19 protein-coding genes and 1 tRNA gene are annotated in these 25,548 nt (G+C 73.3%); 5 read left to right on the top strand and 15 right to left on the bottom strand.

Going from position 1 to position 25,548, the window contains the following annotated elements:
- Positions 1-79: 79 nt before the first annotated feature.
- Positions 80-4,669, bottom strand: coding sequence for a hypothetical protein (locus ACFUVW_RS07620; RefSeq protein ID WP_430570724.1), 4,590 nt, complete (start codon positions 4,667-4,669; stop codon positions 80-82).
- 328 nt (positions 4,670-4,997) lie between these two features.
- Here ACFUVW_RS07620 and ACFUVW_RS07615 point away from each other — a divergent pair, with 328 nt between their 5' ends.
- Complete coding sequence (locus ACFUVW_RS07615) at positions 4,998-6,239, top strand: MFS transporter (protein WP_430570723.1); 1,242 nt, start codon at positions 4,998-5,000, stop codon at positions 6,237-6,239.
- Here the strand turns inward: ACFUVW_RS07615 and ACFUVW_RS07610 are convergent, their stop codons facing one another.
- The 5 genes from ACFUVW_RS07610 to ACFUVW_RS07590 all read right to left on the bottom strand — a co-directional run bounded on the left by ACFUVW_RS07610 (position 6,240) and on the right by ACFUVW_RS07590 (position 11,225).
- Positions 6,240-6,740: a DinB family protein gene (locus ACFUVW_RS07610; RefSeq protein ID WP_430570725.1), complete on the bottom strand. Its 501-nt coding sequence runs from the start codon at positions 6,738-6,740 to the stop codon at positions 6,240-6,242. It abuts the gene before it with no gap.
- Between the two features lie 63 nt (positions 6,741-6,803).
- The gene (locus ACFUVW_RS07605) at positions 6,804-8,153 is read right to left on the bottom strand and encodes a hypothetical protein (RefSeq protein WP_430570722.1); all 1,350 of its coding nucleotides are present in this window, start codon (positions 8,151-8,153) and stop codon (positions 6,804-6,806) included.
- 193 nt (positions 8,154-8,346) lie between these two features.
- The gene (locus ACFUVW_RS07600) at positions 8,347-9,774 is read right to left on the bottom strand and encodes an RNA-guided endonuclease TnpB family protein (protein ID WP_430570721.1); all 1,428 of its coding nucleotides are present in this window, start codon (positions 9,772-9,774) and stop codon (positions 8,347-8,349) included.
- Between the two features lie 66 nt (positions 9,775-9,840).
- Positions 9,841-9,913 (bottom strand) — tRNA-Arg (locus tag ACFUVW_RS07595).
- A gap of 82 nt (positions 9,914-9,995) precedes the next feature.
- On the bottom strand, positions 9,996-11,225 hold the full coding sequence (locus tag ACFUVW_RS07590) for an ROK family protein (RefSeq protein ID WP_430570720.1): 1,230 nt from the start codon (positions 11,223-11,225) through the stop codon (positions 9,996-9,998).
- Between the two features lie 67 nt (positions 11,226-11,292).
- Between ACFUVW_RS07590 and xylA the strand changes: the two genes are divergently transcribed.
- The 3 genes from xylA (at position 11,293) to ACFUVW_RS07575 (ending at position 15,472) form a co-directional block, all read left to right on the top strand.
- Positions 11,293-12,459, top strand: a complete 1,167-nt coding sequence (xylA, locus tag ACFUVW_RS07585; protein ID WP_430570719.1) for a xylose isomerase — start codon at positions 11,293-11,295, stop codon at positions 12,457-12,459.
- Positions 12,460-12,558: 99 nt separating this feature from the next.
- Positions 12,559-14,043 carry an FGGY family carbohydrate kinase gene (locus tag ACFUVW_RS07580; RefSeq protein ID WP_430570718.1) on the top strand — a complete coding sequence of 495 codons (1,485 nt, stop codon included), beginning with the start codon at positions 12,559-12,561 and terminating at the stop codon, positions 14,041-14,043.
- Between the two features lie 4 nt (positions 14,044-14,047).
- Positions 14,048-15,472, top strand: coding sequence for a serine hydrolase domain-containing protein (locus tag ACFUVW_RS07575; protein ID WP_430570717.1), 1,425 nt, complete (start codon positions 14,048-14,050; stop codon positions 15,470-15,472).
- 13 nt (positions 15,473-15,485) lie between these two features.
- On the opposite strand, the gene ACFUVW_RS07570 is transcribed toward ACFUVW_RS07575, so the two are convergent.
- The 8 genes from ACFUVW_RS07570 to ACFUVW_RS07535 all read right to left on the bottom strand — a co-directional run bounded on the left by ACFUVW_RS07570 (position 15,486) and on the right by ACFUVW_RS07535 (position 23,138).
- Positions 15,486-16,406 (bottom strand): carbohydrate ABC transporter permease, encoded by a 921-nt coding sequence (locus ACFUVW_RS07570; RefSeq protein ID WP_430570716.1) that lies wholly within the window; start codon positions 16,404-16,406, stop codon positions 15,486-15,488.
- Positions 16,403-16,927: a hypothetical protein gene (locus ACFUVW_RS07565; protein WP_430570715.1), complete on the bottom strand. Its 525-nt coding sequence runs from the start codon at positions 16,925-16,927 to the stop codon at positions 16,403-16,405. The genes ACFUVW_RS07570 and ACFUVW_RS07565 overlap by 4 nt, the downstream gene beginning before the upstream one ends.
- Positions 16,905-18,185 (bottom strand): glycoside hydrolase family 28 protein, encoded by a 1,281-nt coding sequence (locus tag ACFUVW_RS07560; RefSeq protein WP_430570714.1) that lies wholly within the window; start codon positions 18,183-18,185, stop codon positions 16,905-16,907. Before ACFUVW_RS07560 ends, ACFUVW_RS07565 begins: the two co-directional genes overlap by 23 nt.
- Before the next feature lie 78 nt (positions 18,186-18,263).
- Positions 18,264-19,772, bottom strand: a complete 1,509-nt coding sequence (locus ACFUVW_RS07555) for an extracellular solute-binding protein (RefSeq protein ID WP_430570713.1) — start codon at positions 19,770-19,772, stop codon at positions 18,264-18,266.
- A gap of 17 nt (positions 19,773-19,789) precedes the next feature.
- Positions 19,790-20,461 carry a YesL family protein gene (locus ACFUVW_RS07550; protein WP_430570712.1) on the bottom strand — a complete coding sequence of 224 codons (672 nt, stop codon included), beginning with the start codon at positions 20,459-20,461 and terminating at the stop codon, positions 19,790-19,792.
- The gene (locus ACFUVW_RS07545) at positions 20,461-21,441 is read right to left on the bottom strand and encodes an ABC transporter permease (RefSeq protein WP_430570711.1); all 981 of its coding nucleotides are present in this window, start codon (positions 21,439-21,441) and stop codon (positions 20,461-20,463) included. The genes ACFUVW_RS07550 and ACFUVW_RS07545 overlap by 1 nt, the downstream gene beginning before the upstream one ends.
- 358 nt (positions 21,442-21,799) lie before the next feature.
- Positions 21,800-22,318, bottom strand: a complete 519-nt coding sequence (locus ACFUVW_RS07540) for a dihydrofolate reductase (RefSeq protein ID WP_430570710.1) — start codon at positions 22,316-22,318, stop codon at positions 21,800-21,802.
- 16 nt (positions 22,319-22,334) lie between these two features.
- Positions 22,335-23,138 (bottom strand): thymidylate synthase, encoded by an 804-nt coding sequence (locus ACFUVW_RS07535; protein WP_430570709.1) that lies wholly within the window; start codon positions 23,136-23,138, stop codon positions 22,335-22,337.
- A 121-nt stretch (positions 23,139-23,259) separates the two neighbouring features.
- On the opposite strand from ACFUVW_RS07535, the gene ACFUVW_RS07530 reads away from it, so the two are divergent.
- Positions 23,260-24,633 carry an NAD(P)/FAD-dependent oxidoreductase gene (locus tag ACFUVW_RS07530; protein ID WP_430570708.1) on the top strand — a complete coding sequence of 458 codons (1,374 nt, stop codon included), beginning with the start codon at positions 23,260-23,262 and terminating at the stop codon, positions 24,631-24,633.
- Here the strand turns inward: ACFUVW_RS07530 and ACFUVW_RS07525 are convergent.
- Complete coding sequence (locus ACFUVW_RS07525) at positions 24,615-25,532, bottom strand: RNA polymerase sigma-70 factor (protein ID WP_430570707.1); 918 nt, start codon at positions 25,530-25,532, stop codon at positions 24,615-24,617. The genes ACFUVW_RS07530 and ACFUVW_RS07525 overlap by 19 nt on opposite strands.
- Positions 25,533-25,548: the final 16 nt, after the last annotated feature.

Below are 25,548 nucleotides of genomic sequence, written 5' to 3'. Positions count from 1 at the left end.
CGCGGGGCGGGGCGCCCGCGAGCCCGGCGGCGCACCGCGGGCACCGCCGGGCTCGTGTTCGTCTCCGGGTGTCGGCCGGTCAGGCGTCGGGCCGCGACTCGCCGTCGGCATCGGTGACCGCGGTCGCGTCCTCCGCCGTCGCCGCGGGGTCGACGCGCGTGCCGTCGCGACCCGCGGCGTCCTCCTCGGGCGCCCCGTCGCCGCCGCTCGCGTCGGCCTCCGCCACGTCGGTCTCGGCGGCGGTCTCTGCCGATGCCGCCTGGCCCTCCGCGACCTCGTCGCGCGACGCCTCGCCGCCGTCGTCCGGCACCTCCGTCGCGGCGTCCTCCTCGGCGAGGTCGGCGGCGACGTGGACGCCGTCGGGCGCGACGCCGAGGTCGACGGGCGGCTCGTCCGGGAGCACCGGGACGACGACCTCCCTCGGGGGGACCACGCCGCCGGCGGTGCCGATCCGCTCGTCGCGCACGCGCTGCACGAGCCGTCGCACCCGGTCGGCCTCGCCGTCGGGGTCGAGGAACGCGGCGGCGGACCAGACCTGCGTGACGACCCACCCCAGGCGCTCCAGCCGTTCCGCGAGCTGCCGGTCGCGCACGCGCACGGACGGCTCCGCCACGTACGCGGCGTCGTCGGTGAGCACGGCGACGAGCAGCTCGCCCGGCAGGTCGGGGTGCCCCACGACCAGCGGGATGCGGTCGCCGTCCGGGGCGCCGTAGTCGGTCTCGACGAGGTAGCCGAGCTTCCACAGCCGCTCGCCGAGGTCGACGAGCAGGCGGTCCGGCGCACGACCGACGTCGACGCCGTTGCCGAGACGCACCTGGTCGGCGACGCCGGACCGGCGCTCGGCGAGCTCCAGGGTCTCGACGAGCAGGCGCGGGCCGGCGCTGCGCAGCCGCTCGGGGTCGAGCGCGTCGGCGGTGAAGCAGGACACGACGTGCAGGCGCTTGCGCGTGGCGCCCAGCGCACCGACCAGCATGGCCTCTCCCCCGGCCTCGCCGAGGACGCCGAAGCGGTGCAGCACGCGGCCGTGCGGCGTCCGGCCGAACCCGACGGACAGCAGCACCGTGTCGCGCGACAGCCCCGCCACGCCGGTGATGTCCGCGACGACGACCGGCTCGGGCCGCGAGCCCGAGAAGAACGGCGCGAGCGCGGGGTTCGCCCGCACCTCGGCCAGGAGCGCCTCGCGCACCCGGTCGGCGTGCGCGGCCGTCACCGTGACGATCGCGAACGTCTCCTCGGGGCGGGTCAGGGCGTGCTCGATCGACACCTCGACGACGCGGTCCACCTCGGCCTGCGTGCTCTCGACGCTGCCCGAGACCGGGTCCGGCATGCCGGTGCCCTCCACGACGTCGAGGTGCACCAGCGACTCGGCGCGCGGCAGGGGCGCGGGCCGCAGCAGCCCCTCGTACCCGTGCGCGGCGAGCAGGCGCGTCAGCTCCGGGTCGCGGCTGTGCTCGTGCGGCTGCAGCGTCACCGTGGGCAGCAGCGCGGACAGCTCGTGCACGCTGGAGCCGGACGCCGACCGCGGGTCACCCACCACGACCACCTGCCGCCCGCGCGCGAGGGCGGGCACCACGACCTCGGTGGGCACGTGCTGCACGGCGTCGAGGATCACGACGTCGGCGGTGCGGTGCTCCGGCAGCAGGTGCGGCACCAGGGTGGGGGTCGCGACCAGCGCGGGGCGGAGGCGGCGCAGGATGTCGCCGTGCCGCTCCGCGAGGTCGCGCAGCGTCGTCAGCCGGCCCTCGATGAGCTCGGTGAACAGCGCCTCCGCGGAGTCCCGGTCCTCCCGCATCGCGGACCCGAGGTGCGCCCGCGCGGCCACGCGCACCGGCTGGGACAGCGCGGCGAGGTGCTCGCGGTCGAGCTCGCGGAACCGGCGGGCGAGCGCGTCGAGCCCGACGCCGTCCTGCCCGGCGAGCACCGGGTCGGCGGCGAGCAGCTGCTCGAAGACCGACGACCACCAGGCGAGCTCGAGCTCCGCAGCGACGAGGTCTCCCGGCACGCGTCGGTCGGTGAGGTCGTCCACGAGGTCACCGACGCCCGCGGTGCGCGCCGCGCGCAGCAGGCTGGTGCGCTCGGGCAGCACGGTCAGGGCGTCTGCGTCGCCGGCGAGCCGCTTCAGGCGCTCTGCGAGGCCGTCCAGGTCGAGGTCCAGGAGGTGGCCGCCCAGGGTGGTCGGCGCCAGCACCGGCTCGAGCGCCTCGAGGTCGATGCGCACGGCCTCGTAGGTGTCCTCGATGGACGCGAGGCCCTCGGGGAGCGTCGGCCAGCCGCCGCGCTGCGCGTGCTCGGCCCAGACGTCGCGCTGCTCCTGCACCTGCACCAGCGCCTCGTGCAGGTTCGGCACCCGCACGCCGGGCCGCACCATGTCCTTGGCGCGCTTGCGCAGCCGGCGGCGCGCGAACCAGCCCATCTCGATGCCGTGCTCGGCCCGCCAGCGCCGCGTCGCGGTGGCCTGCACGAGGTCGGCCGCCGTCCGCTCGAAGACCATCGGGTGGAACAGGTCGAGCGTGCTGCGCATGCCGCCGAGCATCGCGAGCTGCTCGCCCCAGCCGCGCACCGTCGTCGGCGACGTCAGACCGGTGACCTCGCCCGTGTACGCGAGCTGGCGGCGCAGCTGGGGCAGGGTGACGTCGCGCAGCCGCTCCACGCGCACCAGCGCCTGGCGCGCGTCGTCGTCGGTGAGCAGGTGCGCCCCGTACCAGGGCGTCGACGCCGGTCGCAGGGTGAACGCGCCCAGCGCGGCGGCCCGCTCCAGGCCGGCGGCGATCTCGCGGCGCCGCTCCGGCGTGAGCGCGAGCACCGACTCCGAGGCGAGCCGCACCGTGGTGGACGGCGCGGGCCGCTCGGCGGTGAGGCGCGCGAGCGCCTGCAGCGCGTCGTACGCGGACACCTGCCAGGGCGAGCGCGGCTGGTGCAGCGCCTCGATGTAGCCGGTGAGCTGGGAGCGGGTGCCGATCAACGCGTCGCGGACGCGCGCGGCGCCGTCCACGTCGACCTGCTCGGGCTCGCTCGCCATCGCGGACAGCAGCCGGCGGGTCACGTCCTCGCGCCACGTCGGGTGGGGCGGCACGTCGAGCAGCAGGCTCTCCAGACCGAGGGACTCGAGCCGCAGCGCGAGCCGGTCCGCGGCGCGCCGGTGGCCCGTCACGTAGAGCACGGAGCGGCCCGCGGCGGTCGCCTCCCCGACGACGGCGGCGAGCGTGCCCGCGACGTCGGAGCCGACGGGCGCGTCGACGAACAGGTGGCCGCCGGTGGCCAGCGCGTCCAGCACGGAGCGCTGCTGCGGGTCGAGGTCGCCGACGCCGCGCTCGCGCGTCGGGTCCGCGTCCCCGCGGCGCGGGGCGGGGAGCTCGAGAGCGGACAGCCGCTGCGCCGCGTCGTCCACGCCGGCGAGCGCCGCCACCACCTCGTGCCGGTGCAGCGACGGCGCGAGCTGGTCGAGGTCGTCCACCAGCGCCTGCCCCGGGTGCACGAACGTGCCGACGAGCACGCGGCGGTCCAGCTGGAAGTCGTCCAGCACGGCCTCGCCCAGCGCCGCCACGCGGGCCAGCACGTCCGTCGGGTCGAAACCCGCGAGCGTGAAGGTCGCCTTGGCCAGCGCCGCCGGGTCGAGCAACGCCCCGTGCGCACGGAGCGTGCGCGCCACCACGGGGTTGATCTCGACCGTCGGCTCCAGCGTGAGGTCGTAGTCGGCGCCGCCGTCCCCGCGCGGGGTGAGCGTCACGGGCCGCAGCACGACGGGTGCGTGCACCACGCGACCGGCGGGCGCCGGGCCGTCGGGGTCCGACGGCGTCGCCCGCGGCGCGGCGGCCGGCTCGCGGGCGGCCATCGACACGACGGGGATCGACGTCGTGAGCGCAGGCCCCTCGGCGTCCTGGTCCTCCGGGGCCGTGCGGCCGTCGGTGCCCCCGGTCGCGGCGCCGTCCCGGTCGGTCGCGGGCTCCGCGCCCGGCTCGGCGCCGGTGCCGACGCCGTTCCCGGTGGTGTGCTCGGCGTCGTCCGCCGGGTCGCCGTCCGCGCCGTCCGCACCGGCGGCGGCCGTGCCCGACGACGCCACGCGCGCGAGCGCCGCGACGTCGTGCCGCTGCGGCCCGCCGCCGCCGAACGGGACCTCGGGCCCGTCGTCGTGCTCCGTCCAGGTGGCGACGCCGATCGCGAGGTAGGTGGGCGCGACGCCGTACCGGGACGCGTGCTCCGCCGCGCGGGCCGCCACCGCCCGCGCGCGACGTCGCGCCGCGGGCAGCGCCTCGCCCTCGCGGACCAGGTTGGACAGACGGGTGGGACGGCCGGCGAACAGCCCGGCGACACCGTTCGGGTGCGCCTTCGAGAGGTCGACGATCGCCTCGCCGAGCAGGCCGACGTCCGACAGCGACGAGCCGCCCACCATCTCCACGAGGGACGCGCGCCAGCGGCGCGTCGCGGCCTCGACGGACGACGCCGCGGCGGACGACGCGCTCTCGCGGCGGCCGTCCGCGCCGGACGTCCCCGGCGGACGCGCCGACTGGCTGGCGCCGGCGTCGCGCGCGGCAGAGGTGTCGTCGGGGGTGTCGGCTCCCGCCGCCGGGCCGCCGTCCGCGCCCGTCCGCAGGGACGGGTCCGGCGCGGCGGGTGCCCCGGCTGAGGGGTCGACCGCGGTCGTGGCGGTGGATCGTCGGGCGGCTCTCACGCCAGCACGGTAGAACGGGCGGCCCCCGGGCCGGTGTCGGCGCGCCGAGGAACCCGCCGGAGCACGCGCTTCCGGGGGATCGGTGAGGGGGCGCGGAGCAGCAGAGCGCGTTGACGCCCCCTCGGCGGGGGGTCCGAAGGGGCGTCGGGCCGGGCTCGGCCCGGCAAGGGACAGCGCGCACCGCGCAGGGGGCGGGCGATGCGCGCCGTCACCGAGAGTGTGCCGCTCAGGCGTGACGTCGTCAATAAGGCACGGGGGCGAACCTCGCAAGCCGTCTGAGGAATATCAGAGGACGGTCGCCTGCCCCGGGCACCTAGGCTGGTCGCCCGTGAGACGAGTGGTCGAGGCGGTGGCGCCCGCCCGCATGGGCACCGGGTTCCGATGGTTGATGTCGGCGTCGTGGGTGAGCAACATCGGCGACGGCGTCGCCCTCGCCGCGGGGCCGCTCCTGGTCGCGTCCCAGACGAGCTCCGCGATGCTCGTCGCGCTCGCGGCGATGCTGCAGCGCCTCCCCTGGCTCGTGTTCGGCCTGTGGGCCGGCGTCCTCGCCGACCGTCTCGACCGGCGCCGGCTCGTCATCGTCGCCAACCTGCTGCGTGCCGTCGTCGTCGCCGCGCTCTGCGTGGTGATCGTGACCGGGCACGTGAACATCGGCGTCGTCCTCGCGGCGATGCTGCTCATGGGCGTGGCCGAGGTGTTCGCCGACACCACCTCCCAGACCCTGCTGCCCATGCTGGTGCGACCCGCCGACCTCGGCATCGGCAACTCGCGCCTGCAGGCCGGGTTCCTCACCGCGAACCAGCTCGTCGGCCCGCCGCTCGGCGCCGCGCTGTTCGCCGCCGGGGCGGCGTGGCCGTTCGCGGCCCAGGTGCTCACGGTCCTGCTCGCCGTCCTGCTCGTGAGCAAGGTCGTGCTGACCCCGGTCCCCCCGGCCGAGGACGCCGACCCCGCGACGCCCCGCAAGGTGCGCCACGACATCGCCGAGGGCCTGCGCTGGATCTGGACCAACCCTCCCGTGCGCACCCTCGCGCTGGTGATCCTCGTCTTCAACGCCACGTGGGCCGCGCCGTGGGGGATCCTCGTGAAGTACTCCCTCGACTACCTGCACATGGGGCCCGTCGGATACGGCCTGCTCACCACGGCCGCCGCCGTCGGCGGGCTGATCGGCACGTTCTCCTACGGCTCGCTCGAGCGGCGGTGGTCGCTCTCCGCCCTGATGAAGGTGTGCCTGACGCTCGAGGTGCTGTTCCACCTCGCCCTCGCCCTCGCGACCACCGGCTGGGCCGCGATGGCGATCCTGTTCGTCTTCGGCGCCTACTCGTTCGTGTGGGGCACCGTGTCCAACACCGTGCGGCAGCGCGCCACGCCCACCCGCTTCCAGGGCCGCGTCGGGTCGGTCTACATGATGTGCGTGTTCGGCGGCATCGTCGTGGGCAACGCGATCGGCGGTGTGCTCGCCGAGCACTGGGGCCTCACCGCCCCCATGTGGTTCGGCTTCGTCGGCGCCGGCCTCACCCTCGTGCTCGTCTGGCGCCAGCTCGCGCACATCGCGCACGCGCAGGCGGACTGACTACTCCCCCGTCTCGCCGTCCGCCAGCTCCCGCACGATGTCGAGGTGCCCCGCGTGCCGGGCGTACTCCTGGAGCACGTGGAAGCAGATCCACAGGAGGGTGGGCGGCGTGCCGTCGTCCGCGGTGAACCGGCCGCCGGGCGCGGCCCGCTCGGCGAGGTCGTGACCCGCCAGGATGTCGCGGGTCCGCTCGCCGCCCGCGTGCAGCGCGGCGACCAGCTCCTCGCGTGCCACGCCGTCGGGCACGTGCCAGGGGCTCTCCGGGGCGTCGTCGACGTTGTCGCCCCAGGGGTGCGCGACCTGCTCGCCCAGGAACCCCCAGACGAACCAGCGCCGCTCCATGTGCACCAGGTGCGTGAGCAGCTCCAGCGGCGACCAGCCCGACGGCAGCAGGCTGGTGCGCAGCTGAGCGTCGGTCAGTCCGTCCAGCTTCCGTTCCACCACCGCGCGGTAGTGGTCGAGGTAGGCGGCGAACTGCTCCGCCGGGTCGGCTGAGTCCAGGCGCGGTTCGGCGTCAGGGGAGGTGACGACGTCAGCGTAGAACTCCTTCCGGAGTACTGACCGTCAGTCGTGCTCGACGCCGTCCTGGGACGAGAGCGACGTCGACACGAGAGGTTCACCGGCGCGGGCTTCGGCGTCATCGTCGGGCACGGGCCTGACCTTGGGCGGCGTCGCCGACCACGCCTTGAGGTACTGCATCACCTCGGCGTAGAAGGCGTCGACGAGGTCGAGGACGGAGTCGATGAACCCGCCCTGACCGCGACCCCGCTTGGCCCCCATGGGCGCCGTCATCGCCACCCGGAACGAACGCAGGTCCTTCTTGGGGTCGACGACGAGGCGCCCCGGGTCGTCGCGCACGTCGCGGAGCAGCTCGGCCGCGCCAGATCCCCTCGCGTGCGCCGCAAAAGCCTCCACCCGCACACCATCCGGTGCTGACTTGAGCTGCCGCACCAGCCATCGCACCCGCGTGGCGGGACGACCCTCGCGTGGCGCGTCCACGTCCACGTGGCAGGTGATCGTGCGGGCACGCAGGTCCGCCGTCACCGTCAGGTTGCCGACGGTGTCGGGGATGCGGATGGCACCGCTCAGCACGCCGTCACCCACCAAAGAGGCCACGAGCCACTGCGTCCGCGCCCCGGGGTCTGCCTGCTCCTTGCGTGACACCACCGGGGCGACCTCGGCACCGAGCGTACGGCCCAGCTCCAGGCTTGCGAAGCGCAGCAAGGCGTCGAACCGCGCCACCACGCTCTCCACGCCCTTGTCGTTCGCGCGCAGAGTGCCGGCGCGCACCGCGTCACGGACCGCGACCCAGCTCTCACCCATATCGTCGAACTCCAGCGCTCCCGACCGCGGGTGCTCGAGGTAGCGGACGAGCTCGCCGAGGATCCACGCCTGGTCAGGGTCAGCGACGCCTCGGAACTCCTTCTGCATCACCGCCTCCGCCAGCACCTTGGTCCACGACAGGTGGTGGAGCTCGACCTTCCGTAGGCGCCTCTTGTCGACCTTTGTCGGATGCTGGCCGACCATCGGCGGGATCTCATTCGAGATCGTGACGACCGCGTCGAACCCCTGCTGGCGTGCGATGTCCAGGTAGTTCTCGATCTGCTCGCGAGCGAGTTCGTTGCGCCCGGTCTTGACCTCGATCAGCGCGGTCCATGACTTCTGCCCCCGTCGCACCCGCACCAGGCCGTCGGGGTACAGACGGCGCTCGCCGTGCATGAACGGCACCTCGATGAAGGCTTCGACGGTCCCGGCGGGCGCGCCGAGAGGCTTCGTCAGGGCACGTCCGAACTCACGCACCGCGACCATCACCGCGAGCAGTGCGGACGTCGCCCGCCGTTCCTGCTCCTCGGCGCCGTTGATACCCGATGTCGGGATCAGTCGGGCTTCGTGCCAGGGCTGTTCCTCGGTCATGACGCCAGCTCCATTGCTGTCGACGCACTTTCCCGGACCGTAGCCCAGGGCTCCGAACGGGGCATCACGGGGCACTCCCGTCGCGGGCAACTTCACCCTAGGAGCCGCCGACCCCCTCTTTGCAGCGTCCCAGCGTCCGCGACCTCGCAGCTCACGAGACCAACTGGAACCGCCCTCCTCGGGCGTCCTTCGCTCAGACCTGCAAGGTCCAGGCGTCGGTTCCCACGTCTCCTGGGCTCGTTTCACCGTCGCGGAGGCGGCGGCCAGAGCGTTCCCATCGGTGGGCGTTGTCGACCGGGCCCTCTGCGTGAAGGTCCCGGGTCCGGGCGTCCGCACCGTGGTGCAGCTCGGCCCAGACGGCGAGGTTGATCGCGGCATTGAGGTCACGATCGATCATCAGGCCGCAGGAGCGACAGACGTATGTCCGCAGGGCGACACCGCCCATCTCCCGCACCGCCCCGCAGCCGGAGCAGGTCTTCGTGGACGGGAACCAGCGGTCGGCGACCGCAAGCTCCCCGCCGCGCCACTCCAGCTTGTAGGCGATCTGCCGCCGGACGAGTCCCCAGCCGACGTCGTGGATCGCCTTGGCGAGGTTCGGGTTGCGTGCGAGCATCCCGCCCACGTCGAGGCGCTCGATGACCAGCCGGGCGTGGTTCTTGACCAGCCGGTTCGATACCTCATGTGCGTACCGACGACGGATCTCCGCCGTCCGGAAGTAGTAGCGGCCGAGGCGATCCGCCGCCTCGCGACGGTTCTGGGAGCCCCGCTTCTTGCGGGTCACGGCACGGTGCAGGCGCCGTTGACGCCGTGCGGTGACCGCAAGCGTGCGCGGCCACTCGTCGATGCGGTCGACCTCCGTACCGTCGCTCCGCGCCGCGACCGCTAGCGACGAAAGCCCGAGGTCGACGCCGACCCACGGCGTGGAGGCATGCGCCTCGACGTGCCGACGCGCTGGGTGCAGGTCGGCCGCCTCGACGTTCAGCGAGATCCACCACCGGCCACGCCCCCGGCTGACGGTGGCGAAGAGGATCCGTGCCCGGCCCTTGACGATCATGCGCCTGAGCCGGCGCGTGTCCTCGCGAACGCTGAGCACCCCGATCCCCGGGACTCGTACGGATCTCGGGCGGCCGTCACCGACGCGGATCGCCGGCTTCCCACTCCTGGGGAACTGGTTCCGGAGGCGGAACGACGGCCGCGCCGTCCCCTTCTTCTTGAAGCGTGGGTGCGCGACCGGCGCCCCGGCTCGATCGCCCCGCCGCGACTCAGACCAGGCCGCGAGGCCGCGCCCGAGGTCGACCGCCGCCTCCTCGAACACCTGCTGGAACACCTCGTGGCGCCAGTGCAGGCCCGTCGCCCCCACGGAGGCGACGCCTTCACCGTCGACGGCGAAGACCCGCCCGGCGGCCTCCGACGTCTTCCATCGGTTGAAGCCGTTGATGAGGTCGTACCCGGTGCGCGGCACCTTGACCGACACGCCGGACTCCTTGGCCCTGCGAGCGTCGAAAACCATCCGCAAGCACTGGTTGTAGGCAAACCTCGAGGCACCCACATGCCTCTCGAGCGCGCCGACCTGCGCGACCGTCGGGTCGAGACAGAAACGGAACGTCGTGAACCGGGCCACGGGAGGGAACGATGCCGTGCACCACTGACACGGGATAGGGCGCTCACCCATGTTCCCCAAGCAGGGTGCCCGCGGCGCGACTCGAACGCGCGACCTACCGCTTAGGAGGCGGTTGCTCTATCCACTGAGCTACGCAGGCGCGGCCACCGGCGGCGACCGAGTCCGGACCCGAGGCCCCGACTAGCGCACAAGCCTAGCGGCCCCTCGACGGTCAGCCGGAATCACACCCAGCGTGCCGGGTCCGCGACCACCGACCTCAGCACCTCGCGCGCACCGCCGGTGAGGGCGGCGTGCGGGCCGGCGGCGGCAGGTCGGACATCCACCGGCGCGAAGGGCGCGGCGAGGGCGCGCTCCTCCACGACCCCTTCGACGACGTGCCCCACCCAGCCGAACAGCTCGGCGTAGGCGCCGCCGAGCACGATGGTGGAGACGTCGACGAGGTTGACGAACGTCCCCAGCGCGGCGCCGAGCGCCCGGCCGGCGCGGCGGACGGTGTCGAGGGCGGCGTCGTCGCCGGCGCGCAGCTGGTCGACGATCGCGTGCACGGGCGCCGAGGACGGCAGGCTGGCGCCGCGCAGCAGCACCTCCTTGCCGGCGTACTGCTCGAGGCAGCCGGTGGCTCCGCACGAGCACCGCGGGCCGGCGGGGTCGACGACGACGTGCCCGATCTCGCCGTTCCAGCCCCGCTCCCCCAGGAACAGGTGCCGGTCGACGACGATGCCCGCGCCGACGCCGACGTCGCCGGAGACGTAGAGGAAGGACGACGGGACGTCACCGGCCAGCTCGGCGAGGGCGGCGAGCTTGGCCTCGTTCGCCACCTCGACGTCGAGCGCGGCGGCGTCGCCGGTGCGCAGGTCGAGCTCCGGCACGGGCTCGACGGACGACCATCCCAGGTTCGGTGCCACCTCCAGCCGCCCGCCGCGCACGTCGACGAGCCCGGGCAGCGCGAGCCGCGCCCCGGCGACGCGCATGCTCCCGGCCTCGACCTCCGCGATCACCTCGGCGGCGAGGTCCCGCAGCCGGGCGAGCACCTCGCGGGGGTCGGAGTCGTGCAGGGAGCCGGTGACGACCCGCTCGGCGACGACGTCACCCACCAGGTCGAGGGCGCGTGCGCCGAGGTAGTCGACGTTCACCTCGAGCCCGAGCCCGACGACGGAGCGCCCGGCGGGCACGAGCGGGACGGCGGGGCGCCCGGCCTTCTGCGCCGCGACGGGCGGCAGCTCGGCGACCAGGCCCCCGGCGACGAGCCGGTCGACGAGGGTCGAGACGGTGGCCCGGGTGAGGCCGGTGGCGGCGGCGACGTCGGCGCGCGACGGTGGTGCGGAGGCCTCGAACACGGCCGCAGCGACGAGGCGCAGGTTCCGCTCGCGGAGGGTGTGCTGGCGCGACGCGGCCCCGCCGTCGGGCACGCGGGGCGCCGCTGCGGGCGTCGTCGTCGAGGTGGCTGGCACGTGTTGACTCTAGCCCAGCGACGCGCAATAGTTCAGCCGTACAACAAAACTCGACGAGGAGAGATCCGTGAGCGACATCAAGTACTCGTTCGGCCTGTGGACCGTCGGCTGGCCGGCCAACGACCCGTTCGGCACCGCGACCCGCCCCGAGCTGGACCCGGCCGAGTCGATCCGCAAGCTCGCCGACCTCGGCGCGTGGGGCTTCACCTTCCACGACAACGACGTCTTCCCGTTCGGCGCGGAGGGTACCGAGCGCCAGAAGCACATCGACGCGGTGAAGAAGGCCTCCGAGGAGACCGGCCTCGTCTGCGAGATGGTCACGACCAACACCTTCACGCACCCGATCTTCAAGGACGGCGCGTTCACCTCGAACAACCGCACCGTGCGCCGCTACGGCCTGCGCAAGGTGCTGACCAACGTCGACCTCGCCGCCGAGATGGGCGCCTCGACGTTCGTCATGTGGGGCGGCCGCGAGGGCACGGAGTACGACAACTCCAAGGACCTGCACGCCGCGCACGCCCGCTACGCCGAGGGCATCGACACCGTCGCCGCCTACATCAAGGAGAAGGGCTACGACCTGCGCATCGCGCTGGAGCCCAAGCCCAACGAGCCGCGCGGCGACATCTTCCTGCCGAGCATCGGCCACGCCATCGCCCTCATCGACACGCTCGACAACGGCGACATCGTGGGCCTCAACCCGGAGACCGGCCACGAGCAGATGGCGGGCCTCAACTACACGCACGGCCTCGCGCTGGCGCTGTACGCGGGCAAGCTGTTCCACATCGACCTCAACGGCCAGCACGGCCCGAAGTACGACCAGGACCTGGTCTTCGGCCACGGCGACCTGCTGAGCGCGTTCTTCACGGTCGACATGCTCGAGAACGGCTTCCCCAACGGCGGCCCGCGCTACGAGGGCCCGCGCCACTTCGACTACAAGCCCAGCCGCACCGAGTTCCTCGACGGCGTCTGGGAGTCGGCCAAGGCGAACATGGAGACCTACGACATGCTCGCCGCCAAGTCGAAGGCGTACCGCGCCGACGCCGAGGTACAGAAGGCGTTCGAGCACGCCGGCATCTTCGAGCTGGGCGAGCCCACCCTGGCCGAGGGCGAGTCGTTCGACGCGTTCCTCGCCGACCGGTCCGCCTACGAGGACGTCGACGTCGACGCGGTCGCCGAGCGCGACTACGGTCTCGTGCGACTGCACCAGCTCGCGCTGCGCCACCTCATCGGCTGACCACCCCCGTCGTTGTGGGTGGGATCGTGGCCCTGATTCGTGTCGAATCAGGGCCACGATCCCACCCACAACACTGAACGACCCGAGAAGGAAGCAACGATGCCCCTCGTCGCCGGCGTGGACACGTCCACGCAGTCCTGCAAGATCGTCGTGCGCGACGCCGAGACCGGCGCCCTGGTGCGCTCCGGCACCGCGAAGCACCCCGACGGCACGTCGATCGACCCGCAGTACTGGTGGGACGCGTTCCTCGCCGCCTCGCAGGAGGCCGGCGGCCTCGACGACGTCGCCGCTGTCGCGGTGGGGGGCCAGCAGCACGGGCTCGTCGCGCTCGACGCCGAGGGCCGCGTGGTCCGCGACGCCATCCTGTGGAACGACACCCGGTCCGCGCCTGCCGCCGAGGACCTGGTCCGCGAGCTCGGCGACGGCGACCGCGAGGCCGGCGCGCAGGCCTGGGCCGACGCCGTCGGCTCCGTGCTCGTCGCGTCCCTGACCGTCACCAAGCTGCGTTGGCTGCGCGACGCCGAGCCCGAGAACGCCGCCCGCGTGGCCGCCGTCGCGCTCCCCCACGACTGGCTGAGCTGGCGCATCGCCGGCTACGGCCCGGAGGGCGAGTCGCCGCTCGGCCCGCGGCTCGACGCGCTGTGCACCGACCGCTCCGACGCGTCAGGCACCGGCTACTACGACGCCGAGGCGGAGGGTGGCGCCGGCGCGTACCGCCCCGACCTGCTGAAGCTCGCCCTCGGGCGCGACGACGTCGCCCTCCCCCGCGTGCTCGGCCCGGCGGAGTCCGGCGGGGTCGCGCACGCGTCGGTGGCCGGGGCCGACGTCGAGGGCGGCGCGCTCCTCGGCCCCGGCGCCGGGGACAACGCGGCCGCGGCTCTTGCGCTCGGGATGACGCCCGGCGACATCGCGATCTCGATCGGCACGTCCGGCGTCGTGTCCGCCGTCGCGCCGACCCGCACCGCCGACGGGTCCGGCGCCATCAACGGCTTCGCCGACGCCACGGGCAACGCCCTCATGCTCGCCGTCACGCTCAACGCCGCCCGCGTGCTCGACGCGGCCCGCGCGGTGCTCGGCGTCGACGTGCACGAGCTCGCGGACCTCGCGCTCGCCGCCCCGCCCGGCGCCGACGGCCTCGTCCTCGTGCCCTACCTCGAGGGCGAGCGCACCCCCAACCGGCCCGACGCCACCGGCACGCTGCACGGCATCCGCCTGGCGACGTCCACGCGCGAGCACCTCGCCCGCGCGTACGTGGAGGGCATGCTCTGCGGCCTGGCGGACGGGCTCGACGCGCTGCGCGCCCAGGGCGTGCCGATCGAGCGCGTCATGCTCATCGGGGGCGCCGCCCAGTCCCCCGCGGTGCAGCAGGTGGCCACGCAGGTCTTCGGGCTCGCGATCGGCGTGCCCGAGCCGGGCGAGTACGTGGCCGACGGCGCCGCGCGCCAGGCCGCCTGGGTCCTCGCGGCCGCAGCCTCGCCCGACGCCGCCGCACCGGGGTGGTCGACGACCGTCGCCACCACCCTGGACGCCGACCCGCGGCCGGTGGTCCGCGAGCAGTACGCCGCGGTCCGCGACCTGGTCTGACCCGGTGACCGCGCCCCGAGCCGCCGCTCCCGCCGCCGCCACGACGACCGGTGCTGCCCACCCGGACCTCGCGGCGGGCCTCGCGACCGTCGTCGCGCGCGCCCACGAGCTCGACGTCGCCGTGCACACGGTCGACGTGCGCGTCGGCGACGAGCGGCTGCTCGCCGCCGCGGCCGCGACGCGCGGCCACGACGTCCCGCAGCGCATGTACTCGGTGTCGAAGACCGTCACCGGCCTGGCCGTCGGCCTGCTCGCCGCCGAGGGTCGGCTCTCCCTCGACGACCCGGTCCTGCGGCACTTCCCCGACCTCGTCACGGGCCACCCCGCGCACCCCTGGCTCGAGGCCACCACGCTGGGGCACATGCTCGCGATGGTCGGCCCGCACCGCTCGACGACGTACAAGGTGCGCGAGGGCGGCTGGCTGGAGTCGTACTTCCGCGTCGAGCCCACCCACCCGCCGGGCACCCTGTTCACCTACGACACCAGCGCGTCGTACACGCTGGCCGCGCTCGTGGAGCGGACCACGGGCGGCACCCTCGCCGACTACCTGCGCCCGCGCGTGCTCGACCCTCTCGGCGTCTCCCCCGGCCTGCGCTTCCTGCCCGGCCCGGACGGCTTCAGCCACGGCGGCTCCGGCCTGATCTGCACCCCGGACGACCTCGCCCGGCTGGCCCGGCTGCTCGACGACGGCGGCGTGCACGACGGCGCGCGGCTGCTCCCGGCGGACTACCTCGCGGCGGCGACGGCGACCCGGTCGCACCCCGCCACGCAGACGTGGGGCGGGCCGTTCCGCGCGGGCTACGGGTACCAGCTGTGGCTGCCGCCCGCCGGCGGGTGGCTGATGTTCGGCCTGGGCGGTCAGATCGTCTACGGCGACCCCGAGCTACGGGTGACGGTGGTCGTCACGGCCGACTCCCAGGCCGCGGCGAGCGGGGACCAGAAGCTGCTCGACCTCGTTCTCGCCCACCTCGTCGAGCCCGCGCGCGAGCTGGCGCGGGCGGGCGGGGACGCCGCCGCGCCGGGAGCCGCCGTCACGACGCTCGACTGGCCCGCGCCGCGGCACGACGCCGCGCACGCCCGCCCGCTGGCCGGCACCTGGGCGAGCCGCACCCGGGGCACGGGTCCGGCGGACCTCCAGGTCACCGTCGAGGGCGACGGCGGCGCGCTCGCGTCGTCCGACGGCTGGTCGGTCGCGTTCGACACCGGCGGCCCGCTGACGACCCGGATCGCCGCCGAGCCGGCGGTGGTCACCGCCGGCTGGTCCGCCCCCGGCACCCTCGACGTGCGCGCGGGCACCCACGGCGACGAGCTGGCCACGCTGCGGCTCCGTCTGGCCCTGGCCGACGACGGCACCCTCGCCGTCCAGTCGCAGGGGTTCGGCGAGACGCTCGACCCCCGCTGGACGTTCCACGCCGCCTACGCCCGCTGACGCGTGCGAGAGGTCAGCCCTTGACCGAGCCGATCAGCGCGCCCTTGACGAAGAACCTCTGGACGAACGGGTAGACGATCAGCATCGGCAGCGTCGCGACGAAGATGACGGCCATCTTCACCGACTGCGCCGGCGGGACGACGTCCACCGCGCTCTCGTCGGCGTTCATGCCGCTCGCGACGATGACGATCTGGCGCAGCAGCACCTGGATCGGCCACTTCGTGGAGTCGTTGATGTAGAGGATCGCGTTCTGGTACGTGTTCCAGTAGTAGACGGCGTAGAAGAGGCCGATGGTCGCGATCGACGCGAGCGACAGCGGCAGCACGATGCGCAGGAACACGCCCAGGTCGGAGCAGCCGTCGATGCGGGCGGCCTCCTCCAGGCTGTCCGGGATGCCCTGGAAGAAGCTGCGCATGATGACGAAGTTGAACGCGTTGATCGCCACCGGGAGGATCAGCGACCACAGCGAGTCGATGAGCCCGAGGCTGTTCACGACGATGAACGTGGGGATCATGCCGCCGCTGAACAGCATCGTGAACACCACGAGGAAGTTGATGACGCGGCGGCCCCGGAGGTACCGCTTCGACAGCGCGTACGCCATCAGCGACGTCAGCAGCAGGCTGACGAAGGTGCCCACCACGGTGACGAACACCGAGACGCCCATCGCCCGGAAGATCGTCGACGTCGACAGGATGTAGCGGTACGCGTCGAGCGTGAACGTCTGCGGGATGAGCACGAACGGGCGGGTCGCGAGCTCGCCGGGCGTCGCCAGCGAGCTGCCCAGCACGTTGATGAACGGCAGCACGCAGATCAACGCGAAGGCGCTCAGCACGATCACGTTCACCACCCGGAACACGCGCATCCCGGTGGTGGGCCGATGGATGCGGCTGCGCTCACGGGTGGCGGCTCGCGGCGCTGCGAGGGTCTTGCTCATGAGGTGCTCCCGGTCTCGGACGTGTGGTCGGGGGCCCGCGCGGCGGAGGGGCCGGCGGGCGGGTCGGTCGGCCGCACGGCGAACAGGCCGGCGGCGACGAAGAAGAGGAAGGCGATGGGGTACAGGACGAGCTGGCTGCCGAGGAGGCACACGAGCCCCGCCCCGAGGAACCACCAGCCGGTCGACCGGCGGGCGGGACGGCGGTGGGCGACGTAGATCCCGGCCGCGGCGACGAGCAGCACGACGACGAGCGTCAGGCCGAACCACGCGGCGAGCGTCCGGGCGGCGTCGTAGGCGCCCGCGGGCTCGAGCCGCATGCCCGCGTCCGTCATCGCGGGGTACACCGCGTCGAGGAACGTCTGCTCGTCCGTCCGGTTCATCACCAGCGCGAACCCACCGAGGAACACCGCCGACGCCACCATGCCGGCGACCGCCACCCAGGTCTCGGCCGTGCGCCGGATCGTGGGCCCGGTCGGCGCCGCGTCGGCGCGCACGGGCTCACGCATCGAGACGCTCGCCATCGACCCTCACCTCCGACAGCCGCAGCGTCGGGCTCTCCTCGACGACGACGCCCGGCCCCTCGCAGCCCTCGATGCGCACGCGCGATAGGTCGGAGTCGGCGACGAAGCCCAGGTGGAGGCCGGCGCGCCGCATCGCGGGCACGCCGTCGGCCATCGCGGGGACGTCGGGCACGGCGTCGGCGGCGTAGGAGATCGTGACGTCGTCGAGCGTGACGTCGGTCAGCGGCTGCTCGGGCAGGCCGTAGAGGTGACCGGCGGCGGCGTGCACGTCGCGCGCGGTGATGTGCGCCAGGTGGATGCGGCGGAACACCGGCGTCGTGTCGCCCACCGGGTGCGGCGCGCGGTCCGCGACGTGGGGCTCCTTGCCGTCCGGGCCGCAGAAGTAGAAGGGGTTGATGACGAACGGGGTCATCACGCCGCGCATGACGACGTTCGTCACGCGGACGTCCTCCACCACCCCGCCGCGCCCGCGCCGCGACTTGATGCGGATGCCACGGTCGGTGCCCTCGAAGACGCAGTTGCTGATGACGACGTCGCGCACGCCTCCGCTCATCTCGGACCCGATGACGACGCCGCCGTGGCCGTGCACCATCGTGCAGTTGGTGATGGCGACGTTCTCGCACGGGATGCGGTCCGGGTCCCGCTCGGTGCCCGCCTTGAGGACCACGCAGTCGTCGCCGACGTCGATGTGGCAGTCGCTGATCCGCACGTTGCGGCACGACTCGGGGTCGATCCCGTCCGTGTTGGGCGAGTCCGGCGGGTTGACGATGACGACGTTGGTGACGGTGACGCCGTCGCAGCGCAGCGGGTGCACCGTCCAGCTCGGGGAGTTGGTCAGCCGCACGTCGCGCACCGTGACCCGCGTGCAGTCGTGCAGGCCCACGAGCGTGGGCCGCGGGTGGGCGAGCGACGCGCGGTCGTGGCGGAAGGTGTCCCACCACGGGGCGCCGCCGCCGTCGATCGTGCCGAACCCGGTGATCGCGACGTCCGTCTCGCCCGCCGCGTACAGGCACGGGGAGTGGATCGTGGCCGGGGCGCCCTCCCAGCGCGCGTCGACCGGCGGGTACAGCGCGGGGTCGGGCACGAACTGCAGGAGCGCGCCCGCCTCGAGGTGCAGCTCCACGTGGGAGCGCAGGCGCAGGGCCCCGGTGCGGTGCGTGCCGGCGGGCACCACCACGGTGCCGCCGCCGGCGGCCGCGGCGTCGTCGATCGCCGCCTGGAGCGTGGCCGTGGCGAGGGTCTCGTCGAGGGTGTGCACGTGTCGCCTCTCGTCGTGCGGGCGGGTGCTGCGAGCGGGCGTCGGACGGACGCCCGCTCGCAGCGTCAGGGGGGGTGGTCAGCCGTTCACCTTGGCGTACGCGGCGGTGTACTCCTCGATGATCTGGTCGAGGCCCTGGCCGCGGAGCCCCTCGATGACGGCCTCGTAGTCGGCCATCTCGATCTGCCCGGTGAGGTACCGGTTGTACGCGTCGTTGACCTGCTCCTCGATCGCCGACCACTGCCGGTCGAACGTCTCGGACGACAGCGACTGCGCCGGGTTGATGACGACGTCGTCCTCCTGCTCCGCCATCTTCTCGTTCGCCTCGTCGACGTACGGCGTGCTGCTCTTGTACGTCACGACCTTCTCGGAGGGGCGGGACGACGAGTACGGCTGGACCTCCTGCTCCCACGCCGTCTGGTCGGTGATCGTCACGACGCCGTCGCCGTCGATCGTGTAGTGCGTGCCCTCGACGCCGTTGGTCATGAGGGCGTACGCCTCCTCGTCCAGCAGCTTGTCGATGAACGTGAGGATCTTCTTGAGCTCGGCCTCGGACTTCACCTCGGTCTTCGGGAACGCGAGCCAGCCGCCCATGCCGCCGCCCGTGTCCGTGAGGATGCGGTGCTCCACGTCGGCGGTGTGCATGTCGTTGATCAGCGCCCACTTCATCGGCGTCTTCGGGTCGGCGCTCTCGGCGAGGGCCATGTAGTTCTTGGCCTCGAACAGGCCGGTGACGACGATGCCGCCCTTGCCGCGCGCGATCGCGTCCTGCTGGTTCTGCTTCTGGACGGTGACGAACTCCTGGTTCACGGCGCCCTGCTCGTAGACGCCGCGGTACCACTCCATCGCCTCCTTGAAGGCGTCGGTGGTGAACGCCGGGACGACCTGGCCGTCGTCGGTGACCTCGAACTTGTCACCCGCGCCGAAGTACCCGGACAGCGACCGGAACCCGACGAGGAAGCTCTCCTCGCGGTCGATGAACCCGGTCGTGTCGTCCTTGCCGTTGCCGTCCGGGTCGTCCTTCGTGAACGCCACGGCGACCTTCTCCAGGTCCTCGATCGTGTGCGGCGCCTCGAGACCCAGGTTGTCGAGCCAGTCCTGCCGCACGACGATGCCGTAGCGGGCCTTGATCTTCTGGAAGGGGACGCCGTAGAGCTTGCCGTCCAGCTTGGCGGCGTCGAGCGTGTCGGGGTCGATCTTCGACAGGTTCGGGTAGTCGGCGAGGTACTTCTCGACGTCCCAGAACTGGCCGGAGCCGAGCGCCTGGCGCACCTGGGTGCTGTCGGTCACGGTGAGGGACACGATGTCCGCGAGCGACCCCGAGGCGAGCGCCGAGTTGATCTTCTCCTCCTTCGAGGCGTCCGGCACCCACTGCATGTCGAACTTCTGGCCCGTGTACTCCTCGAGCGCCGACTCGATGACGCCGTCCTTCTCCGGCGTCGTCGGCGTGTGGAGCATGGCCATCCAGCTGATGGGGCCGTCGTCGGCCTCGGCCTCGTCGCCGGACCCGCCGTTGCCGCAGGCGGTCAGGGCCAGCGCGGCGACGGCTGCCGCCGCCGCGCCCTTGACGAACATGCCTCTCCTCATGGTGCGACTCCTCTGTCTCATGCCACCTGCTCCGTCACAGGCGCGTCGATGGAACTGCGGTACGGCGCGTGGGTGTCCGGCTGTTCCGGGACCTGCGCCAGGGGACGAAAGACGATGCGGGTGACGACGCCGATCGCGCACGCGGGGATCCCCACCCCGAACAGCACGAGCAACGGCGACGCGAACTGCCACAGCAGCCAGCCGGTGAGGGCGACGGCGGTGGTGCCGAGGATGGTCCAGTGCAGCGAGCCGAAGCCGATCAGCAGGGCGCTCGCGAGCTGCCGGCCGACGGGCGCGACGTCGGTCGCGACCATGACCGGGTACACGTACGCGGCGGCGACGGCGAGCACGACGAGCGCCACGACGTTCAGCGCCTGCACGGTCCAGCTCGGGGCGCGAAAGACGTTGGTGACGATGACGGCGCCCGCGCCCGCGAGGATCCAGCTGACGACCATGGCGCGCCACGGCTGCTCGCGGACGCCGGCGACGAACGTCCGGGCGACCGGCGGCGTCTCGCCGCGGCGGAACCAGCCGTCCACGTACCGCGCCAGGGCGTACGACGCCGGGCCGGCGCCGAACAGGCCGAGCCCGAGGACCGTGGTCGCGAGCCAGAGCACGTTGAGGTAGGCGAACCGGTACACGCCGGTCAGGAACGTGTTGATCCGGACGAAGCCCTCGAAGGAGAACATCAGTAGACGCCCTCCTCGCCGAACTTCTTCGCGAGGCGGTTGGCCATCACCACGAGGATCAGGCCGACGAGACCCTTGAAGAGGCCCACCGCGGCGGCGTAGCTGAGCTGCCCGTTCTCGATACCGGTCGTGTAGACGTACGTGTCGAAGATGTCGCCCACGGAGCGGTTCAGCGAGTTCATCACCAGGAACATGTGCTCGAAGCCGAGCTCCAGGAAGTCCCCGATGGCCAGGATGAACATCACGATGATGGTGGGCCGGATGGCCGGCAGCGTGATGTGCCAGGTCTGGCGCATGCGGCCCGCGCCGTCGAGCTCCGCCGCCTCGTAGAGCTGCGTGTCCACCGCCGTCATCGCGGCGAGGTACACGATGGTGCCCCACCCGGCGCCCTTCCAGATCTCCTGCCCCACGTACAGGGGCCGCAGCCAGTCGGGGTCGGTGAGGAACGGGATCGGCTGGCCGCCCCACTCGACGATGAGGTTGTTCACCGCGCCGCCGTCGGTCGAGAGCAGCACGTAGAAGATCGACGCGACGATGACCCACGACATGAAGTGCGGCAGGTAGATGACCGTCTGCACGCTGCGCTGGAAGACCTTGGTGCGCACCTCGTTGAGCAGCAGCGCCAGGATGATCGGCACCGGGAACGAGAAGATCAGCAGCAGGAGCGAGATCACCACGGTGTTGCGCAGCAGCACCATGAACGTGTCCTCGGTGAAGAAGCGCACGAAGTGGTCGAAGCCGACCCACGGGCTGCCCCCGATGCCGAGGAACGGCATGTAGTCCTGGAACGCGATGACCAGGCCGCCCATGGGCGCGTACTTGAAGACGAGGAAGTACAAGATCCCCGGCACGGCCATGAGGTAGAGCGCCTTGTGCTTCCACAGGGCCGACGCCCGCTTGCGGCGCGGGCGCGCCGGCGCGGCGCCGCCGGACGTCGGCGTCGTCGGTGCCGCGGTCCTCGCGGCGGTGACCGCGCTCATCGCGCGCTCCCCTCGATCATCACAACCACCATTGGCGTGCCCCTCTGCTCTTCCTCGAGCTGTTCGCGCTCCTGGTGAAACGCGCCGGTAACCGGTTTCTCGGAAACGTACCGGACGGGTACCGCAATCGGCAAGCGCCTTCCACGGATCGGTGTCGAGATCGTGATCTGGCCCCCGCGAACGAGTCCGGGACCTGCCGAGGGAGTGCCGGTCTCGGCGAGGTAGTACGGAGCTCGGCGAGGTAGTCGAGGGCGTGGCGAGGTAGTTCGGGCTCGGCAGATGGCCCGGAGGGCTGGTACTACCTCGGCAGGGTTCGTACTACCTCGACAGTGCGGGCACTACCTCGGCGGGCTTGGTGCTACCTCGCGAGGGCGCGCGCGTAGGTGCGCACGCGGTGGCGCAGGGCGCCCGGGCCGGACGACGTCGCCCACGCGCCGTCGTCGACGATCCCCCAGGTCGCGGCGTCGACGGCGGGGGCGAACGCGTCGCCCTCGACCTCCAGGCCGATCTCGGTGACGACGAGCCGGTCCGCGAGCGCCAGCGTGGCGGCGTAGACCTCGCCGCCGCCCATCACCCAGACCTCGTCCCCGCCGGGGGCCGCGGCGGCGAGCGCCAGGGCCGCGTCCACCGAGCCCACGACGACCGCGCCGTCGTCGGACCAGCCCGGCTGCCGCGTCACGACGACGTTGGTGCGCCCGGGCAGCGGGCGGCGCGGCAGGGACTCCCAGGTGCGGCGCCCCATGACGACGGGGTGCCCCGCCGTCGTGGCCTTGAAGTGCGCGAAGTCCTCCGGCACGCGCCACGGGATCTCGCCCGCGGCGCCGATGACGGGCCGGCCCGCCGCGTCGCGCGCCTGGGCCCAGATCAGTCCGATCACGTCGTCCCGGTCCCGGTCAGACGGCGACCGGGGCCTTGATGCCCGGGTGGTGCTGGTAGCCGAGCACCTCGATGTCCTCGTACGCGTAGTCGAAGATCGAGTCGCGCGGCGCGAGGCGGAGGGTCGGGTAGGGGTACGGGTCCCGCTCCAGCTGGGTACGGACCTGCTCGACGTGGTTGTCGTAGACGTGGCAGTCGCCGCCGGTCCAGACGAACTCGCCCACCTCGAGACCGGTCTGCGCGGCCACCATGTGCGTGAGCAGCGCGTAAGAGGCGATGTTGAACGGCACGCCGAGGAACAGGTCGGCGGAGCGCTGGTAGAGCTGGCAGCTCAGCTTCCCGTCCGCCACGTAGAACTGGAACAGCAGGTGGCAGGGCGGCAGCGCCATGTCGGCCAGCTCGGCCACGTTCCACGCGCTGACGACGAGGCGGCGCGAGTCCGGGTTGACCTTGATCTGGTCGATCACGCCTGCGATCTGGTCCACGTGCTGCCCGTCCGGCGTCGGCCACGAGCGCCACTGCACGCCGTAGACCGGGCCCAGCTCGCCCTCGGGCGAGGCCCACTCGTCCCAGATCGTCACGCCGTGCTCCTGCAGCCAGCGCACGTTGGAGTCACCGCGCAGGAACCACAGCAGCTCGTAGGCGACCGACTTGAGGTGCACCCGCTTGGTGGTGATCAGCGGGAAGCCCTGCTGCAGGTCGTACCGCAGCTGCCGGCCGAACACGCTGCGTGTGCCCGTCCCGGTGCGATCCTCCTTGTGCGTGCCGTGCTCCAGCACGTCGCGCAGCAGGTCCTCGTACGGGGTGGGGATGGCGGCCATGCGGCAACCCTACGACCCCACGGCGACGTCTCCGACGTCACACCCCGCGACCGTCACAGAGCGGCGCGCTGCGCGGTCGACGTGGTGAGAGCGCCCGACGGGCGCGGCACAGGAGGCAGTGATGCGACGTATCGTGATCGTCGGTGGCGGCTACGCGGGCTTCACGGCGGCCCGGGAGCTGGAGAAGGGCCTGCGGCGGGAGCTGCGGCGCGGCGAGGTGGAGCTGGTGCTCGTCGACCCGCGCCCGTACATGACGTACCAGCCGTTCCTGCCGGAGGTGGTGGCCGGGTCGGTCGAGGCGCGGCACGCGGCGGTGGCCCACCGCGGCCACCTGCGCCGCACGCGGCTGGTCGACGGGTCGGTGGTACGCGTGGACCACGCGGACCGGGTCGTCGTCGTGCGGCCGCGCTCGGGCGAGCCGTACCGCCTGCCCTACGACACGGTGGTGGTGACGGCGGGCGCGGTGACGCGCGTCTTCCCGGTGCCGGGCGTCGCGGAGCACGCGATCGGGATGAAGCACGTCGAGGAGGCGGTCGCGATCCGCGACCGGCTGCTGACGTCGTTCGACCGCGCGGCGAGCCTGCCGCGCGGGCCGGAGCGGGAACGGCTGCTCACCGTGACGTTCGTCGGCGGCGGGTTCTCCGGCGTCGAGGGCTTCGCCGAGCTGCTGTCGCTCGCGCACGACCTGCTCCCCCGGTACCCCGAGATCGACGCCGCCGAGCTGCGGTTCCACCTCGTCGAGCTGAGCGACCGGATCCTGCCGGAGGTGACGGACCGCCCGGGCCGCTGGGTCGTCGAGCAGCTCGAGCGTCGCGGCGCGCACGTGCACCTCGGCACGGGCCTGGAGTCCGCGGCCGACGGCGTCGTCCGCCTCTTGACCGGGGAGTCGTTCGCGTCGGGCCTGCTCGTGTGGACGGCGGGCAACGCGGCGAACCCCGTGGTCGCGACGCACACCGACCTGCCGGTGGACCGCCGCGGGTACGTCGTCGTGCGGCCCGACCTGCGGGTCGGCACCGACGACGCGCCCGTCGACGACGCGTGGGCCGCGGGCGACGGCGCCGCCGTCCCGGACCTCGCCGTCGCACGGCCCGGCGCGCTCGCGGTCCCCAACGCGCAGCACGCCGTGCGGCAGGGGCGTCGCCTGGCGCGCAACCTCGTCGCGAGCCTGCACGGGCGCCCCACGCGCCCGTACGTGCACGGCAGCCTGGGCGTGATCGCCACGCTGGGGCTGGGGTCCGGCGTCTTCCAGTCCGGCCGGGTCGTGGTGCGCGGCCGCCTCGCGTGGCTGATGCACCGCGGGTACCACCTGCTCGCCGTCCCGACGTGGGAGCGCAAGGCCCGCGTGCTCGCGGTCTGGCTCACGGCCGCGGTCTTCGGGCGCGACGTCGTCTCGCTCGCGTCCGTGCAGACGCCGCGCGCCGCGTTCGCCGCGGTCACCACGCCGGACGACGGCGCGCCCGGCGACGCCGAGGGGCGTCAGGACGCGGCGGCGTAGCCTGCCAGCTTGTCGGGGTTGACCTGGATGTACACGTGCTCGACCCGCCCGGCGGCGACGTCGAGCGCGAGGAGCGCGAACGGCGCACCGTCCAGGTCGACCACGACGGCGGGCAGTCCGTTCGCCTCGACGTGCCGGACGGCGCCGGCGTCCCAGTACTTGCGCCACACGTTGTCGAGGAAGAGCGACACCCGAGCCACGCCCACCAGCTCGACGCGCGACGCGTGCACCCGCCCGCCGCCGTCGGGGCGCGCGACGACGTCGTCCGCCAGGTAGCGCTCGAAGCGCGCCAGGTCCCCTTCGTGCGCGGCGGCCACGAGCTCGTCGAGCAGGCGCCGGTGCTCGCCCGGGTCGACGGGCACCGCCTCGCGCGTGCTGAGCCGGTCGCGCGACCGCCGGGCGAGCTGCCGCGCGTTCGCCTCGGTGAGGTCGAGGATCTCCGCGATCCGCGCGTACGGGTAGCCGAACGCCTCCCGCAGCACGTACACCGCGCGCTCCACCGGGGTGAGCCGCTCCATGAGCAGCAGCGTCGCCAGCTCGAGCGCCTCCGCGCGCTCGGCGCCGAGCGCCGGGTCCTGCGACGTGTCCACCGGCTCGGGCAGCCACGGCCCGACGTACGTCTCGCGCCGCGCGCGGGCCGACGTCGCCGAATTGATCGCGAGCCGCGTCGTCACCGTGGTGAGGAACGCCGCCGGGTTGCGCACGGCGGCGCGGTCCGTCGCCTGCCAGCGGAGCCACGCGTCCTGCACCACGTCCTCCGCCTCCGCCACGCTGCCGAGCATCCGGTAGGCGATGCCGAACAGCTGCGGGCGCACGGCGAGGAACGCGTCGAGCGCGGTGGCCTCCGCCGTCCCGTCGAGGCTGCCCGGTTGCTGCGGCGCGGACGGGTGCGTCGTCATGCGGTCAACGTACGCC

The organism is Isoptericola sp. NPDC057391 (assembly GCF_042668085.1).
Taxonomy (GTDB): Bacteria; Actinomycetota; Actinomycetes; order Actinomycetales; family Cellulomonadaceae; genus Isoptericola.
Note: the sequence above shows the minus strand (reverse complement) of the source record. Positions and strands in the feature narration are given on the sequence as shown.